Genomic DNA, 15,600 nt, shown 5'->3' with positions numbered 1-15,600 from the left:
CGCTTCTCCCTACTAGCTATCAGGGCGTGATCGCCTGCGTCTGCTTCTCGCGATCGACATGCGACCGACGGCAGTGAGCGGTCGGTGACCGGTCGACGAGCGGTACACCCAGTTCAGTCCGACCGTACGACCAGACGGGTGATGCCATACCGGTGGTCGCCGAGCATTTCCGCCCATATGGCCACGGAGAGCAACAGCCGGCTGACCCTGTGGCGGGAGGGCACGGCCCTCTCCGCGACCTGCCGTCACGAATGGGAGGTGACTAACACCGCTGCCGACGCCCCCGCGCGAACGCGCCGGCGGGATCTAAGGTGAGCGGTAACCACACGCTGCCGACGAGTGAAGAGGAAACCCCAGGAGGGCTGTTCACCAGCCGGCTGGCGGGGCTGCCCACCGGGTGGCTCACGACCACCGGCGGCACGCACCGGTCGGTCTCCGGTGACCCGAGCACGGTGAACGGTCCGCCTGAGGAGTTAGAACCCGGAACACGGAGGTTCCATGCGCTCACCGAAGGACTTCTTCGCACCCCTGGCCCTGGGTGCTCCTGACCCCGTCCGGGAGATCCCGTTGCGCCCGTCCCGGATGATTCACTTCTTCGACCCGAGCAACGAGAAGATGCGCGCCAAGGCCGGCGATATGGCTCGCGACGTCGACGTGCTGCTCGGCAACCTCGAGGACGCCGTGCCTGCCGACCACAAGGAAGCGGCGCGCAACGGGCTGGTCGAGGTCGCGAAGTCGACGGACTTCGGGGACACGCAGCTGTGGACGCGGGTGAACAGCCTGGACTCTCCCTGGGTGCTGGACGACCTGATCACGCTGGTGACCGAGGTCGGTGAGCAGCTCGACGTGATCATGGTGCCGAAGGTCGAGGGCGCCGAGGACATTCACTACGTCGACCGCCTGCTCGCCCAGCTGGAGGCCCGTGCCGGGCTGCGCCACCCCCTGCTGGTGCACGCGATCCTGGAAACGGCCAGCGGGGTGGCCAACGTGGAGGAGATCGCCGCGGCGAGCCCCCGCATGCAGGGCATCTCGCTCGGGCCGGCCGACCTCGCCGCGAGCAGGAGGATGAAGACCACCCGCGTCGGTGGCGGGCATCCCGGCTACCTCGTGCGCACCGACCCGACCGGTGAGGACGTCACCGAGGGGCGCACGAGCTACCAGCAGGACCTGTGGCACTACACGGTCGCGCGGATGGTCGACGCCTGCGCCATGCACGGGATCCTGCCGTACTACGGACCGTTCGGAGACATCCGCGACGTCGTCGGCTGCGAGGACCAGTTCCGCAACGCCTACCTACTCGGCTGCGTGGGTGCCTGGAGCCTGCACCCCAAGCAGATCGCGATCGCGAAGAAGGTCTTCTCCCCCGAGCCTTCCGAGGTGGCTTGGGCGCGCAAGGTGATCGCCGCGATGGGCGACGGCACCGGCACGGTGATGATCGACGGCAAGATGCAGGACGACGCGACCGTCAAGCAGTGCCGGGTGGTCGCCGAACTGGCCGAACAGCTGGCCTCCCGTGACCCGGAGCTGGGTCAGGCCTACGACGAGGCGACCAAGGAAGCGATGGCCGATGACTGACGAGACCCTGCGACCCCGCCGCTCCGTGCTGTACATGCCCGGAGCCAACGAGCGGGCACTGGAGAAGGCCAAGACACTCGACGCCGACGCCCTGATCCTCGATCTCGAGGATGCCGTGGCACCGGACTCCAAGGAGGAGGCCCGGGAACGGGTGTGCTCGGCGGCGTCCTCCGGCGGGTACGGCTCGCGCGAGGTGACGATCCGGGTGAACGGGCTCGACACCGAGTGGCACGAGGCGGACCTGCGTGCGGCGGCCGAGGCCGGGCCGGACGGCATCGTCGTCCCGAAGGTGAACTCCGCGGCGGAGGTGCACACGATCGAGCGGGCCCTGGAGTTCACCGGCGCTCCGGAGCACACCACGATCTGGGCGATGATCGAGACACCGGTGGCGATGCTGCACGCGGAGGAGATCGCCGCGGCGAGCGCGCGACTCGACGTCCTCGTCATGGGGACCAACGATCTCGCCAAGGAACTGCACGCCGAGTTCGTGCCGGGTCGTACTCCACTGCTCGGGGGGTTGTCGCTGGCACTGCTGGCCGCCCGAGCGACGGGCAAGACGATCCTGGACGGCGTCTACAACGACGTCTCCGACGCGGAAGGATTCGAGGCCGAGTGCCTGCAGGGGCGGCAGATGGGCTTCGACGGCAAGACGCTCATCCATCCCGGCCAGCTCGAACCGTGCAACCGGGTGTTCGCGCCTTCCGAGGACGAGGTGGCGCAGGCGCGCAAGATCATCGATGCGTTCGAGGAGGCCCGCGCGGAAGGGCGCGGGGTCGTGACGGTGGATGGCCGCATGATCGAGAACCTGCACGTGGACAACGCCAGGCGCATCCTCGCGCTGTCCGAAGCCATCACCACTCGGCAGTAGGTGGGAGCCGAACGTGACAGCGGGTTCCTTCTTGGGAGCCCAATGTCACGTTCGGCTCCCACCTACCTGGGGAATCAAGGAGAGCGAGTATGCGGCGTAGGGTTCGTCCAGCACTCGCGCTGTCCTGCGCCGTGCTGCTCGGTGCGTGCACGACGACACTGGGCGACGCTGCGCCCGAACCCGCGGAGCCGGACCGGGAAGGCAGCCAGCAGGCCCCGGACGATCGCACGGGCCGTCCCGACTCGATCACCGTGCTCGGCACCGGGGACATACTCCTGCACCCGGACCTGACCGAGCAGGCCGCCCGGGATGCCAGCACGACCGGACGCGGCGAGCGCGACTTCCGGCCCTTGCTGGCCGGCGTGGAGCCGCTGGTGTCGGACGCCGATCTGGCGATCTGCCACCTGGAGGTACCGCTGGCCGAGCAGGGCGGCCCGTTCAGCGGGTGGCCGAGCTTCAACGCCCCGCCGGAGATCGCCGACGCGCTGGCCGCCACCGGCTACGACACGTGTTCCACAGCCTCCAATCACACGCTGGACCAGGGTGAGGACGGCGTCGTGCGCACGCTCGACGCGTTGGACGGCAACGGCATCGAGCACGCCGGCTCGGCGCGTACCGAGCAGGAGGCCGCTTCCCCGACCGTGATCGACGTGGATGGGGTCGGTGTCGCGCACCTGTCTTACACGTTCGGCTTCAACGGTCTACAGCTCCCGCAGGGCAAGGAGTGGCTCGCCGACAAGCTCGACCACGAGGCGATCGTCGAGGAAGCCGCGCTGGCGCGTGAGAACGGCGCCGAGATCGTCGTCGCCAGCCTGCACTGGGGACGGGAGTACGAGCACGTCCCGTCCCCTGCGCAGCGCGAGCTCGCCGAGCGGCTGCTGGAGGCGGGGGCGGTCGACCTGATCCTGGGTCACCACGCGCACGTGGTGCAGTCCATCGACCGCGTCGGCGAGCGGTGGGTGGCCTACGGCCTCGGTAACCATGTCGCGCGGCACGCCGAGCCGCGCGGCACGACCGAGGAGGGCATCGCGGCACGCTTCGAGTTCACCCACACCGATGACGGGTGGGTAGCCGAGACCGCCGAGTACATCCCCACCCTGGTCGACCTCGACGAGCCGATCCGGCTCGTCGACCTGACCACCGCTGATCCCACGCCGCGGCGCGAGGAGGCACTGGAGCGTACGGACGGCGCCGTACTCGGGGACGGTGCCGCGGCACACGGCCTGACCAGGCCCGGGCGGGAGTGAAGGACAGAGCCGAAGGTGACCTCGGTTCCGTAGAAGGAGCCGAGTGTCACCTTCGGCTCCTCCGCGAAGCGGCGTCTCCTGGGGGAAGCCCCAGAGGACACCGGGAAGGGTGGGCGAGGAGGGAGTTGAACCCTCACGTCCTTTCGGACACACGGACCTGAACCGTGCGCGTCTGCCATTCCGCCACTCGCCCGAGTGCTGAATCGCAAGCGGGACCACTCTAGCAGGGCCTCGAACGCACGTTTCGACAGGGCCAGTGCCGGCCCTACCGCACGCAGATACGATCTAAAGGTGAGAGGTCGTGCAAAGGAGGCCGGGAACGATGGGCCGCGTACAGCGCTTTGATCGGCGCCTCGAGGGCATCGTGGGTAACACCTTTGCACGCATGTTCGGCGGCAAGGTCGTCACACAGGAAGTTGCGCAGGCACTCGAACGAGAAAGCGAGGACAACCTCCGTGAACTCGCCGGTGGCCGGCTACTCGCACCGAACCATTACGTCGTGCTGCTGGGACAGAGGGACTATGACCACATGGCGGACGGCAAGTCCCGCATCACCCACATCCTCGCGAACGCAGTCGCCGAACATCTCGCAGAACATGGATGGGACACATATGGTGACGTCGTAGTCTCGCTTGAGCGCACTGAGGCGCTGCATACTGGGCAGTTCAGGGTCCGCTCTACTGTCGACCCAGACGCCGCAGTGCACAGCGTGGGAAGCGCAGGACAACAAACACCACCCCGTGACGCAGGAGACCGAGCAATGAGTCAGCCACCCGGCTACGGCCACTACGACCAGGGCGACCCGTACGGTCAACAGAACCCGTACGGCTACGGCCAGCCCGGCTATGACCCCGGCTACGGTCAGCCGGGGTACGACCCCGGCTACGGTCAGGCAGGCTATGACCCCGGCTACGGTCAGCCCGGCTACGACCAGGGCGACCCGTACGGTCAACAGAACCCGTACGGCTACGGCCAGCCGGGTTACGACCCCGGCTATGACCCCGGTTACGGCGCACCGGGCGGCGCACCGGGCGGCGCACCGGGCTACGGCCCGCCGGGCGGCGCACCCGGCTACGACCCCGGCTACGGCGCACCAGGAGGCGCCCCAGCCGGGGCACCCGGTTACGACCCCGGCTACGACCCCGGTTACGGCCCACCGGGCTACGGCCCGCCGGGCGGCGCACCCGGCTACGACCCCGGCTACGGCGCACCAGGAGGCGCCCCCGGTTACGACCCCGGCTACGGCGGTCCTGCCGGCCCTCCGCCCGGAGCACCCGGTGGCGCACCAGGCATGGGTGGTTACGGTCAGCCCGGCTTCCCGCCTCCGGGAGGCCAGGGCGGCGCACCCCGGCAGCTGTCCGCCTCGCTCCAGCTCGACGACGGATCGAACCGCAACTACTCCCTCAAGCAGGGCGGTAACGTCATCGGTCGCGGGCAGGACGCCGACTTCCGGCTGCCCGACACGGGCGTGTCCCGCAGGCACCTGGAGATCACGTGGGACGGGCAGAGTGCCACGCTGGCCGACATCGGTTCGACGAACGGCACAACCGTCAACGGAACCCCGGTACAGACCTGGCAGCTGGCCGACGGCGATGTGATCAGGGTGGGACATTCCTCACTCACGTTCCGCACGCAGGGCTAGCACCGACCGACAGGGCCGTACCGGAAATCGCAGGGGAACAAGCGCAAACCATGGGCACTACGAAGCGGGAGTGGGCGTAGGCGGTGCCGGAGCTAGTGGTTCAACTCACCAGAGCAGGGTTCCTCGCCCTGCTCTGGTTGTTCGTGCTAGCGGCCCTGCGGGTCGTGCGCTCGGATCTGTACGCGGCGTCCGGTGTGCGCACCGAGCTCCCGCCCTCGAAGCGCGATAAGAAGCAGCCCAAGTCCCGCGGCGGCGGTGGCGGCAAGCAGCCGCGGCAATTGATCGTGACGCACGGGGCACTGGCCGGCACCCGTATCGCGCTGGACGATCGGCCGATCCTGATCGGAAGGGCGGACGACTCCACGCTCGTACTCGACGACGATTACGCTTCCACCCGGCATGCCCGCCTGTCCATGCGAGGGTCGGACTGGTATGTCGAAGATCTGGGATCAACGAACGGAACATACTTGGATCGGGCTAAAGTCACAGCACCCCTCCGAGTGCCACTCGGTGTCCCCATACGGATCGGCAAGACGGTGATCGAGCTGCGCCCATGACCCTTGTGCTTCGCTACGCCGCCCGCAGTGACCGCGGCCTGGTTCGCTCGAACAACCAGGACTCCGTCTACGCCGGGCCTCGCCTCCTCGCACTCGCCGATGGCATGGGTGGCCATGCCGCGGGTGAGGTCGCCAGCAAGGTCGTCATCGCCGCGCTCGCGCCGCTGGACGACGACGAGCCGGGAGACGACCTGCTCACCCAGCTCCGTGACAGCGTGCTCAGCGGCAACAGGGCCATCGCCGAGCTGGTGGAGAGCGACCCCGAGCTCGAGGGCATGGGCACCACCCTGACCGCGATCCTGTTCTCCGGGAGCAGGCTCGGACTGGTGCACATCGGCGACTCCCGCGCCTATCTCTACCGTTCCGGCCAGTTCTCGCAGATCACCCACGACGACACCTTCGTCCAGCAGCTGCAGGACGAAGGCCGGATCACCGAGGAGGAGGCGGAGAACCACCCGCAGCGCGCGCTGCTCCTCAAGGCACTGACCGGCCAGGAAGCGGAGCCCAACCTGACCGTCCGGGAGGCCAGGGCAGGCGACCGTTACCTGCTGTGCTCGGACGGGCTGTCCGGGATGGTCTCGCACGAGACACTCACCGACGCGATCACGATCGGCGACCCGCAGGACTGTGCGGACCGCATGATCGAGCTCGCGCTGAAGGGGGGTGGTACGGACAACATCACTGTCATCGTCGCCGATGTCGTCGATGTCGACTTCGGGGAGGACGCCCCGATCGTCGGCGGCGCCGCCGGGGACGGCAGTGATGAGGGGCCGCAGGGTGACTCACCCGCAGCCCGTGCGCAGGCCCTGACGGCACCCGCACCGTCCACAGAACCCCCCGACTCCACCGAGTCCGGCGCGGACCAGCCCGAGGCGGGGACGAGCGGGTGGCGCAAGGGGATCACGTTCACGGCCCTGCTCGGGCTCGGTCTCGTGCTGCTGGCAGCCATCGCGCTGGCCACCCGGTACTTCGTGATGCAGCAGTACTACGTCGGGGTGGGCGACAACAACGAGGTGACGATCTACCAGGGCGTCACGGGCAGCATCTTCGGGCTCGAGCTCAGCTCCCGGTCGGAAGGCTCGTGTGCGCCGAGCGACGCGCTGTGTGACCCGCTGTTCCTCGCGGAACTGCAGTACGGTGCGCGTGGCGACGTGTGCCGGGGTGTGCAGCAGGACGATCTGGACGACGCCCGCGACTTCATCGCGACCCTGCGCGCGGAGTTCGTGCTGGATGACAAGCCCGATGCCGGCACGCGCGAGGAGGTCAGCTGCACCGCTGACGAGGCTAGCGGTGGCGATCGCTGATGTCCTCACCGGTGGACACCTCTCCGGGCACGGGTAGCGGACCGACCCGCAAGCTCCCCACCCGCCGCGGCACCGAGCTGCTGATGCTGGCCTTCGCCACGGTGATCATCACGTTCGCCCTCATGCTCGTGGACGCCAACCAGGGACAGGAGCTCACGCTGTCCATCGTCTGGTACGGCCTGTCCTATCTCGGTGTGTTCACCGTCGCGCACGTAGCTGTCCGGTACTTCGCCCCGTACGCCGACCCGTTGATCCTGCCGTGTGTGGCCCTGCTCAACGGCATCGGCCTGGTGATGATCTACCGCATCGACCTGGCGAGCGCCGAGCGCGCGGCCCAGCAGGACATCGCGTTCACTCCGGACGCGCCACGCCAGGTCCTGTGGACCGTGATCGCGCTGGCGCTCTTCCTCGCCGTACTGGTCCTCATCAAGGACCACCGCACTCTCACCCGTTACGCCTACACCTGCGGCCTTATCGGGTTCTTCGCGCTCGCGTTGCCCGGCCTGCTGCCGGCATCCGTCTCGGAGGTCAACGGCGCGAAGGTGTGGGTCCGTATCGGCCCGCTCGGCCTCCAGCCCGGCGAGTTCGCCAAGATCCTGCTGCTGATCTTCTTCGCGGCGTTCCTGGTCTCGAAACGGGACCTGTTCATGTCCGCCGGCAAGCGGGTGCTCGGGATAGAGTGGCCGCGGCCCCGCGACCTCGGTCCGATCGTGCTGGCGACGGGTGCGGCGCTGGCGATCTTCGTCCTGCTCAAAGACCTGGGACAGGCGCTACTGCTGTTCGGCATGGTGCTGATGCTGATCTACGTCGCCACCGAGCGCGCGATCTGGATCTTCGTCGGCCTGGTGCCGTTCGCCGCAGGCTGTGTCATCGCCTACAACCTGTTCACGCACGTGCAGCAGCGAACGAGGAACTGGCTGGACCCGCTGGCCACCTACGACGAGGCGGGCGGGGGTTACCAGAACGCTCAGGCACTGTTCGGCCTCGGCACCGGCGGCGTGGCCGGCACCGGTCTCGGCGCGGGCAGGCCGGAGATGGTGCCGCTGTCGAAGACCGACTTCATCGCCGCGGCGATCGGTGAGGAGATCGGCTTCATCGGGCTGGCCAGCGTCCTCATGGTGTACCTGATCCTGGCGATGCGCGGGATGCGGGGAGCGCTCGCCGTGCGGGACACCTTCGGCAAGCTGCTCGGCGGGGGCCTCGCGTTCGCCATCACCATGCAGGTATTCGTCGTCGTCGGCGGGGTCACCAGCCTCATCCCGATGACGGGTATGACCGCGCCGTTCCTGTCTTACGGTGGTTCCTCCCTGCTGGCCAACTACATCCTGGTCGCGCTGCTTCTCCGGATATCCGATGCCGCACGCAGGCCGCAGCAGGGTGCGCGGCCGCGCGCCGAGCAGCAGCGGACACCGCTGTCCGACACGGGCACCGTCATGGTGGAGCGGCCGTCATGAACACACCACTGCGTCGCGTCGGCATCGCCATGCTCACCATGATCGTGCTCGTACTCGCACACGCCACATACATCCAGGTGTTCAAGGCCGACGAGTACCGTGCCGACCAGCGCAACCAGCGAGTCCTGCTGGACGAGTACTCGCGCGAGCGCGGCCAGATCGTCTCGCAGTTCGATGGTCGGGTCCTCGCGCACGGCGAGCCGACCTCGGGGCGCCTGCAGTACCTGCGCCGCTACACCGAAGGGCCCATGTACGCGCCGGTGACCGGGTACTACTCGTGGCGGTACGGCTCGGCCGGGCTCGAGCGCGCGCGCAACGACATCCTCAGCGGCAACGACGCGCGACTGTTCGTGCGCAGGCTCTCCGACATGATCACCGGCAGGGACCCGCGGGGCGGGCACGTCCAGGTGACCATCAACCCGGAGGTGCAGCGCACCGCCTACGAGACCATGACTGACCGCGGCTTCACCGGAGCCGTGGTTGCGATCAAGCCGGACACCGGCGAGATCCTCGGCATGGTCTCCACCCCGTCGTACGACCCGAACTCGCTGGCCACCCATGACGGAGAGGCACAGGAGGAAGCCTGGACCGCGATGTCCGAGGATCCCTCCAGACCGATGAGCAACCGAGCGATCCGGGAGACCTACGCGCCCGGATCCACGTTCAAGCTCGTCACCACAGCCGCCGCGCTGCAGAACGGGGCAACCCCCGACACCGAGGTGAACAGCGCGTCCAGTATCACCTTGCCGAACACCCAGACCCAGCTGCAGAACTTCGGGGGCCAGACCTGCCCGGGGTCCACCCTGGAGGACGCACTGGCGTACTCGTGCAACACCGCCTTCGCCGAGCTCGCCGGCGAGCTCGGCGCGAGCACGCTGCGCAACACCGCCGAGAACTTCGGCATCGGGAAATCCGACCTGGACATTCCGATGCGCGTGGCGATGTCCAGCGTCGGCCAGCTCCCGGACGAGGCCTCGCTGTACCAGAGCGGGATCGGCCAGCGCGACGTGCGCCTGACACCGTTGCAGGTCGCCCAGCTCGCCGCGGCGGTGGCCAACGACGGCACCGCGATGCGCCCACAGCTGGTCAAGTCGCTACTGGCCCCCGACCTGTCGACGATCTCGGACTACAGCGAGGACGAGCTGACCGGCGAACCGGCATTGTCCGAGGAGAACGCCGAGATCCTTCGCGACATGATGATCGAGTCCGAGGAGAACACGGCAGGCGGGGGCAAGCGCGACGACCTCACGATCGCCTCCAAGACCGGGACGGCCGAGCACGGATCGGACCCGAAGAACACCCCGCCGCACGCCTGGTACACCGCTTTCGCACCGGCCGATGACCCGGAGGTCGCGGTCGCCGTGCTGGTGGAAAACGGCGGGGACCGCGGTCTGGCTGCCACGGGAGGTTCGGTAGCCGCCGAGATCGGCAGGATGACGATCGACTCCGCGCTCAGGGGGCAGTCCGAATGATCACGTCCGGACGGCTCCTCGCGGAGCGATACCTGCTGACGAGCCGGATAGCGGTCGGCGGTATGGGCGAGGTGTGGCAGGCCAACGACACCCGGCTGGATCGGGTCGTGGCTGTCAAGATCCTCAAGGCCGAACTGTCCGGGGACGCCGAGTTCCTCCACCGGTTCCGCACCGAGGCGCGCACCACGGCCGCGCTGAACCACGCGGGGATCGCGGCGGTGCACGACTACGGTGAGGCGAGCGCGCTGGACGGCGGCGACGACAACATCGCCTACCTGGTGATGGAGTATGTGGACGGTGAGCCGCTCGCCGGGATCCTCGCCAGGAACGGCCGCATCCGGGCGGACCGCCTGCTGCCGATCCTGGAGCAGGCCGGTCGTGCGCTGCACGCGGCGCACGCGCGCGGGCTGGTGCATCGCGACGTCAAACCAGGCAACATTCTCGTCATGCGTGGCGCGGACGGCACCGAGACGGTTAAGATCACCGACTTCGGCGTCGCCAAGGCCGCGGACGCCGCCCCGGTCACCCGGAACGGCATGGTCATGGGAACCGCGCACTACATAGCTCCCGAACAAGCGATCGGGCACGAGGCCGAGCCCGCGAGCGATGTCTACTCGCTCGGTGTATGCGGCTACGAGTGCCTGACCGGATACCGCCCGTTCCTGTCCGAGAACGCGGTCACGGTCGCGATGATGCACATCCGCGACACGCCGCCGCCGCTACCGCAGGACGTACCTCCGACGGTGCGCGCGCTGATCGAGTCGACGCTGGTGAAGGATCCCTCCCAGCGTTACCGCGACGGTAGCGAGTTCGCCGGGGCGGCAGCGGCGGTGCGGGCAGGCGGGCCCCCGCCGTTACCGTCCGGGCTCGCACGCCCTGCCGGTTCACCCGCCGTCCCGCCGGGCTCCCGGCCCGGCCTGCAGCCGGTACCGGTGCCGTATCAGCAGGCTGGACACGTACCGGTCGCGGACCAGTACGCGCGGACTCCGCCATCGGGCGGCGTAATGCCCCACGGGGCCGCGTCGTCTTCAGGAGAGAGCGGGCGGGTATGGCCGTGGGTGATCGTTGCCCTCGTCACGGTCCTGCTCATCGCCGTGGCTGTGATCGTCCCACTGGCACTACGCGGCGACAGCGGACCATCGAGCGTCACCGAGAACACCACGGAATCGCGTCAGCAGGACGCGCGGTCCGAACCCCTGGACAGAGGAGCACCCGGCGGAGGACGTGATTCGAGTGATAGTTGGCGCGACGGGACCGCCGTGTACGCCCATAATCAGCCGGGGTCACGCGCGAACCCCGACGCCGTCGACGTACGTTAACCCTATGGGGTTAGGTAGATGAGCATGACGACCTTGCTGCGAGAGTGAGAACGGGCCTAACCAGATGAGCACAGCCAACCTGCTGTCCGACCGTTACCAGATCGGCGACACGCTCGGCTACGGCGGCATGTCCGAGGTGTACCACGGGCACGACGTTCGACTCGGCCGCGAGGTCGCCGTCAAGATCCTGCGCGCGGACCTTGCCCGTGACCCCATCTTCCAGGAACGCTTCCGGCGTGAGGCACAGAACGCGGCTGCCCTGAACCATCCCGCGATCGTCGCCGTCTACGACACCGGCGAGACGGACAGCGACTCCGGAACCCTGCCGTACATCGTGATGGAGTACGTCGACGGCAGGACGCTGCGCGACATCGTCAAGACCGAGGGCCCGCTCCGGCAGGAGCGCGCCATGGAGGTCATGGCGGACGTGTGTGCCGCGCTCGACTTCTCGCACCGCGCCGGAATCGTGCACCGCGACGTCAAGCCGGCCAACGTCATGATCACCACGAGTGGCGCCGTCAAGGTGATGGACTTCGGTATCGCCAGGGCCATCCACGACGGCCAAGCCGCCATGACCCAGACGGCCGCGGTGATCGGCACAGCCCAGTACCTCTCCCCCGAGCAGGCCCGCGGGGAGTCGGTCGACGCCCGCAGCGACGTCTACGCGGCCGGATGCGTGCTCTACGAGCTCCTCGCCGGGGAACCTCCCTTCACGGGCGACTCCCCCGTCTCGGTGGCTTACCAGCACGTCAGGGAGGATCCGACGCCGCCGTCCGCGATCAATCCGGACGTGAGTCCCGCGCTGGACGCCGTGGTGCTCAAGGCGCTCACCAAGGGGCCTGCCAACAGGTACCAGTCGGCCTCGGAGATGCGTGCCGATCTCGTTCGCGTGCTCGCCAACGAGCGCCCCACCGCTCCCGCGGTCATGACCGACGAGGACCGCACGCAGGTGATGGCGGCGGGCGGCGACGACGCCGACACCGACGAGTTCGGCGAGGACTTCGAGGACGACGAGGAGGATCGGCGCAAGCGGCGGAACCGGATGTTCATGGTGCTCGCCGCGGTGGCGGTCGCCGCACTCGCGTTCATCATGTGGCTGATGGGCGTGTTCGACTCCGGCGAGCGATCCGCCGATATCCCCATGGTGGTCGGCCAGGAGTACAGCTCCGCCGAACGCAGCTTGCGAGAGGCAGGCTTCAACAACCTGGATCGCCAGTCCGTACCGTGCTGGCCGCAGGAGTACGGGGAGGAACCGCCCTGTAGCAGCGACGAGGTCGGCAAGGTGATCAGTACCGACCCCGAGCAGGGAACCAACCACCAGGTCTCCACCGAGGTCGTCGTGCACGTCGGGGCACCGCCAGAGGTGTTCGACATGCCCGACCTGACCGACAAGTCCGTCTCCGAGGCCGAGCAGACCATCGAGGACCACAACCTCCTGCTGGATCCCACCCAGGAGGAAGTCGAGAACAACGACCCCGACCTCGCAGGGAAGGTCGCCGAGCACACCCCCGAAGCGGGCTCGTCCACCGAGGAGGGCGAGGTCGTGAAGCTGAAGGTGTACGAGGAGGCGGAGATGGTCGAGGTCACCGACTACGTCGGTGAGACCTTCGAGATCGCGCGAGCCGGCCTGGACGGCGCCGGGTTCGAGGTCGTGCGGGAGGACGTCGACTCGAGCGAGCCCGAGGGCACCGTGGTCGGCCAGTCCCCGAGGGACGGCGAGGCCGTCGAGGGCTCCGAGGTGACCCTGCAGGTCTCCACGGGCGCCGACGAGGAGATCGAGATGCCGGACGTCATCGACATGACCGAGGACGAGGCCCGGTCGGCGCTGGAGGACGCGGGCCATACCGGCAACGTCTCGGTCGAGACCACGTCGGTGGACAACCCCGAGGAGCACGAACGGGTGCTGGAGAGCTCCCCGAGCCCCGGGGACACCATGACCCGCTCCACCTCGGTCACCCTCCTCATCGGCGAGTTCGAGCCCGGCGGGGGCGACGACGGTGGTGGTGACGGCGGTGACGACGACGGCGGCTTCGGTATCGGTGGTGGCGACGGCAACAACAGCCCGCCCGGCAGGGACGGCGGTGGGGACTGGTAACCGCTTGGCCGGGACTCCGCCGACGGGTGCGGAGCCCAAGGTGACCTTGGTTCCCTAGATGGAGCCGGATGTCACATTGGGCTCCAACCCGTTGGGCTCCCACCCGCGCTCAGACTGCGGCGGCTCGCTGCAGGGCGTGGGTGGACTCCTCCAGGCCGTTCACCAGTGAGGTCTCCACCGGGTGGCCGGTGCCGGACATCCAGTTGGCCAGCATGCGGTGCCCGTACTGGGTCAGCACCGACTCCGGATGGAACTGCACACCTTCCAGCGGCAGCTCCCTGTGACGGGCCCCCATCACGATGCCCGACGAAGTCCGGGCGGTGACCTCGAACTCCTCGGGGACGGTGTCGGCGAGCACGGTCAACGAGTGGTACCGGGTCGCGGTGAACGGCGAGGGCACGCTCGCGAGCACACCGACACCGTCATGGTGCACCTCGCTCGTCTTGCCGTGCAGCAGCTCGGACGCGCGGTCCACGGTGGCGCCCCACACGGCGGCCATCGCCTGATGACCGAGACAGACACCGAGCACGGGGATCTCCCGCCGGGCACACTCCCGGACCACGGCCATACTCTGCCCCGCTCGTTCGGGAGTCCCCGGCCCCGGAGACACGAGCACCCCGTCGAAACTGCCCAGGTGGTCCATCTCGACCACGTCGTTACGCTGCACGACACAGTCGGCGCCGAGTTGGGCGAGATACTGAACAAGGTTGTAGACGAAGCTGTCGTAGTTGTCGACCACCAGCACGCGCATGCCTCCAGCGTAACCGCGAGTACGCTACTGGCGCGTACTGCTCGTGCGTCGCATCAACGAAGGAGCGTTCCGAATGGCCCACGACCGCACCTACGATCTCGTCGTCGTCGGCGCCACCGGCTTCACCGGCGGGCTCACTGCCGAGTACCTCGCCGCCCACGCCCCAGCCGACTGCCGTTGGGCGCTGGCCGGGCGAGACCAGGGCAAGCTGGAGACCGTGCGGGCACGGCTGGCCGAAATCGACCCGTCCTGCGCGCGACTCCCGTTGCTTCACGCAGACATCGGCGACCCGGACTCGTTGCGCGAGCTCGCCAGGAGCACCAAGGTCGTCATCACCACGGTCGGCCCGTACCTGCGCTACGGCGAACCACTGGTCGCCGCGTGCGCCGAGACGGGAACCGACTACGTCGACCTGACCGGGGAGCCGGAGTTCGTCGACCGGATGTACCTCGCGTACCACGACCAGGCCGTGTCCACCGGCGCGCGCCTGGTACACGCCTGCGGCTTCGACTCCGTTCCGCACGACCTCGGCGTCTACTACACGGTGTCCCAGCTGCCCAGCGACCGCCCGATCCGGATGGAGGGCTTCCTCCGGGGCAGCGGGAACTTCTCGGGCGGCACGTTCGCCTCGGCGCTGGAGGCCATGTCACGTGCCAGGCAGATGAACGCGGTGTCGCGGCAGCGCCGTGACCGGGAAGGCCGGCCCGGCGACCGCATCGCCCGGTCGGTACCCGGCAAGCCGCGCCACAACAAGATCGCCCGGTCCTGGGTACTGCCCATGCCCACCATCGACCCGCTTGTGGTCGCCCGCTCGGCGCGGGCCGTCGAACGGTACGGACCGGACTTCCGCTACAGCCACTACGCCGCCGTCAAGCGGCTCCCGGTCGCGGTGGGTGGTGTGCTGGGAGCCGGCGCGCTGGCCGCGCTCGCCCAGATCCCACCGGTGCGCACCCGCCTCGCGGCGTTGCGCAAGCCGGGCGAGGGGCCCAGCGAGAGCCAGCGCGCCAAGAGCTGGTTCACCGTGCGTTTCCACGGCGTCGCTGGCGACCGGGAGGTGGTGACGGAGGTATCCGGGGGCGATCCGGGCTACGGCGAGACATCGAAGATGCTGGCGGAGTCCGCACTGTGCCTGGCTTTCGACGACCTGCCGGAGACGGCCGGCCAGGTAACCACGGCGACCGCCATGGCCGAGCCCCTCATCGCACGCCTGCGGGATGCCGGGATCTCGTTCAACGTGCTGGACGGGCAGCCCGCCCATCCGCCCGGCCCGCGCCGGTAACCACGTTCGGCACGCCACAACCAGCCACAGTCAGCCA

12 protein-coding genes and 1 tRNA gene are annotated in these 15,600 nt (G+C 68.6%); 11 read left to right on the top strand and 2 right to left on the bottom strand.

What is annotated here, in order from left to right; translation table 11 throughout:
- Nucleotides 1-498 precede the first annotated feature (498 nt).
- The 3 genes from H0B56_RS00900 (at nucleotide 499) to H0B56_RS00890 (ending at nucleotide 3,690) form a co-directional block, all read left to right on the top strand.
- Complete coding sequence (locus H0B56_RS00900; RefSeq protein ID WP_180891005.1) at nucleotides 499-1,575, top strand: HpcH/HpaI aldolase/citrate lyase family protein; 1,077 nt, start codon at nucleotides 499-501, stop codon at nucleotides 1,573-1,575.
- 7 nt (nucleotides 1,576-1,582) lie between these two features.
- Nucleotides 1,583-2,443, top strand: a complete 861-nt coding sequence (locus H0B56_RS00895) for an HpcH/HpaI aldolase/citrate lyase family protein (RefSeq protein WP_425484487.1) — start codon at nucleotides 1,583-1,585, stop codon at nucleotides 2,441-2,443.
- A gap of 89 nt (nucleotides 2,444-2,532) precedes the next feature.
- Nucleotides 2,533-3,690: a CapA family protein gene (locus H0B56_RS00890; RefSeq protein WP_180891003.1), complete on the top strand. Its 1,158-nt coding sequence runs from the start codon at nucleotides 2,533-2,535 to the stop codon at nucleotides 3,688-3,690.
- Between the two features lie 110 nt (nucleotides 3,691-3,800).
- Here the strand turns inward: H0B56_RS00890 and H0B56_RS00885 are convergent.
- Nucleotides 3,801-3,883 (bottom strand) — tRNA-Leu (locus tag H0B56_RS00885).
- Nucleotides 3,884-4,012: 129 nt separating this feature from the next.
- On the opposite strand from H0B56_RS00885, the gene H0B56_RS00880 reads away from it, so the two are divergent.
- The 7 genes from H0B56_RS00880 to pknB all read left to right on the top strand — a co-directional run bounded on the left by H0B56_RS00880 (nucleotide 4,013) and on the right by pknB (nucleotide 13,533).
- Nucleotides 4,013-5,332, top strand: coding sequence for an FHA domain-containing protein (locus tag H0B56_RS00880; RefSeq protein WP_180891002.1), 1,320 nt, complete (start codon nucleotides 4,013-4,015; stop codon nucleotides 5,330-5,332).
- A gap of 83 nt (nucleotides 5,333-5,415) precedes the next feature.
- Nucleotides 5,416-5,889: an FHA domain-containing protein FhaB/FipA gene (locus tag H0B56_RS00875; RefSeq protein ID WP_089299514.1), complete on the top strand. Its 474-nt coding sequence runs from the start codon at nucleotides 5,416-5,418 to the stop codon at nucleotides 5,887-5,889.
- Complete coding sequence (locus H0B56_RS00870; RefSeq protein ID WP_180891001.1) at nucleotides 5,886-7,193, top strand: PP2C family protein-serine/threonine phosphatase; 1,308 nt, start codon at nucleotides 5,886-5,888, stop codon at nucleotides 7,191-7,193. The genes H0B56_RS00875 and H0B56_RS00870 overlap by 4 nt, the downstream gene beginning before the upstream one ends.
- Entirely contained in the window at nucleotides 7,193-8,647 is a 1,455-nt protein-coding gene (locus tag H0B56_RS00865; RefSeq protein WP_180891000.1) for an FtsW/RodA/SpoVE family cell cycle protein, read from the top strand. Before H0B56_RS00870 ends, H0B56_RS00865 begins: the two co-directional genes overlap by 1 nt.
- Nucleotides 8,644-10,119 carry a peptidoglycan D,D-transpeptidase FtsI family protein gene (locus tag H0B56_RS00860; protein ID WP_180890999.1) on the top strand — a complete coding sequence of 492 codons (1,476 nt, stop codon included), beginning with the start codon at nucleotides 8,644-8,646 and terminating at the stop codon, nucleotides 10,117-10,119. Before H0B56_RS00865 ends, H0B56_RS00860 begins: the two co-directional genes overlap by 4 nt.
- The gene (locus H0B56_RS00855) at nucleotides 10,116-11,438 is read left to right on the top strand and encodes a serine/threonine-protein kinase (RefSeq protein WP_180890998.1); all 1,323 of its coding nucleotides are present in this window, start codon (nucleotides 10,116-10,118) and stop codon (nucleotides 11,436-11,438) included. The genes H0B56_RS00860 and H0B56_RS00855 overlap by 4 nt, the downstream gene beginning before the upstream one ends.
- A gap of 64 nt (nucleotides 11,439-11,502) precedes the next feature.
- The gene (gene pknB, locus H0B56_RS00850; protein ID WP_180890997.1) at nucleotides 11,503-13,533 is read left to right on the top strand and encodes a Stk1 family PASTA domain-containing Ser/Thr kinase; all 2,031 of its coding nucleotides are present in this window, start codon (nucleotides 11,503-11,505) and stop codon (nucleotides 13,531-13,533) included.
- 109 nt (nucleotides 13,534-13,642) lie between these two features.
- Here the strand turns inward: pknB and H0B56_RS00845 are convergent, their stop codons facing one another.
- Nucleotides 13,643-14,284: an aminodeoxychorismate/anthranilate synthase component II gene (locus H0B56_RS00845; protein ID WP_180890996.1), complete on the bottom strand. Its 642-nt coding sequence runs from the start codon at nucleotides 14,282-14,284 to the stop codon at nucleotides 13,643-13,645.
- Nucleotides 14,285-14,357: 73 nt separating this feature from the next.
- On the opposite strand from H0B56_RS00845, the gene H0B56_RS00840 reads away from it, so the two are divergent.
- Nucleotides 14,358-15,563, top strand: a complete 1,206-nt coding sequence (locus tag H0B56_RS00840) for a saccharopine dehydrogenase family protein (protein ID WP_180890995.1) — start codon at nucleotides 14,358-14,360, stop codon at nucleotides 15,561-15,563.
- Nucleotides 15,564-15,600 lie beyond the last annotated feature (37 nt).

Source organism: Haloechinothrix aidingensis, assembly GCF_013450155.1.
Classification (GTDB): Bacteria; Actinomycetota; Actinomycetes; order Mycobacteriales; family Pseudonocardiaceae; genus Haloechinothrix; species Haloechinothrix aidingensis.
This window is presented reverse-complemented; position numbering and strand designations above follow the sequence as displayed.

Excerpts from the sequence above, each read along its gene's own strand:
- H0B56_RS00900 (WP_180891005.1), top strand. The coding sequence starts at position 499 with ATGCGCTCACCGAAGGACTTCTTCGCACCCCTGGCCCTGGGTGCTCCT.
- H0B56_RS00890 (WP_180891003.1), top strand. The coding sequence starts at position 2,533 with ATGCGGCGTAGGGTTCGTCCAGCACTCGCGCTGTCCTGCGCCGTGCTG.
- H0B56_RS00880 (WP_180891002.1), top strand. The coding sequence starts at position 4,013 with ATGGGCCGCGTACAGCGCTTTGATCGGCGCCTCGAGGGCATCGTGGGT.
- H0B56_RS00870 (WP_180891001.1), top strand. The coding sequence starts at position 5,886 with ATGACCCTTGTGCTTCGCTACGCCGCCCGCAGTGACCGCGGCCTGGTT.
- H0B56_RS00865 (WP_180891000.1), top strand. The coding sequence starts at position 7,193 with ATGTCCTCACCGGTGGACACCTCTCCGGGCACGGGTAGCGGACCGACC.
- H0B56_RS00860 (WP_180890999.1), top strand. The coding sequence starts at position 8,644 with ATGAACACACCACTGCGTCGCGTCGGCATCGCCATGCTCACCATGATC.
- H0B56_RS00855 (WP_180890998.1), top strand. The coding sequence starts at position 10,116 with ATGATCACGTCCGGACGGCTCCTCGCGGAGCGATACCTGCTGACGAGC.
- pknB (WP_180890997.1), top strand. The coding sequence starts at position 11,503 with ATGAGCACAGCCAACCTGCTGTCCGACCGTTACCAGATCGGCGACACG.
- H0B56_RS00845 (WP_180890996.1), bottom strand. The coding sequence starts at position 14,284 with ATGCGCGTGCTGGTGGTCGACAACTACGACAGCTTCGTCTACAACCTT.
- H0B56_RS00840 (WP_180890995.1), top strand. The coding sequence starts at position 14,358 with ATGGCCCACGACCGCACCTACGATCTCGTCGTCGTCGGCGCCACCGGC.